Source organism: Pseudomonas sp. SWRI68 (assembly GCF_014269165.1).
Taxonomy (GTDB): Bacteria; Pseudomonadota; Gammaproteobacteria; order Pseudomonadales; family Pseudomonadaceae; genus Aquipseudomonas; species Aquipseudomonas capeferrum.
Window position 1 is genome coordinate 1 of the sequence record NZ_JABWRU010000101.1, and the last position, 202, is coordinate 202.

The window sequence follows — 202 nt, forward strand, 5'->3', positions numbered from 1 at the left end:
TGGTGGTGCTGACAGTCGAGCCGTTGTTGTAGACGTCGTTGTCCGGGGTCTGGAAGTCAACGCTGCCTTGGGTCTTGCCGGCTTCAACAGTGATGGTTTGGCCGTTCGACAAGGTCACCGTAACCGGAGTCTGGGCAGGGTTGCTCAGGGTCACGGTGTAGGTGATCACGCCGCCTTCGGTAACCGAAGGATTGGCGGTCAG

General features: G+C 59.4%; 1 protein-coding gene. It reads right to left on the reverse strand.

The annotated features are described in order from the left end of the window. A partial coding sequence (locus tag HU770_RS26970) for an immunoglobulin-like domain-containing protein (protein WP_186666653.1) occupies window positions 1-202 on the reverse strand: 202 nt, incomplete at both ends.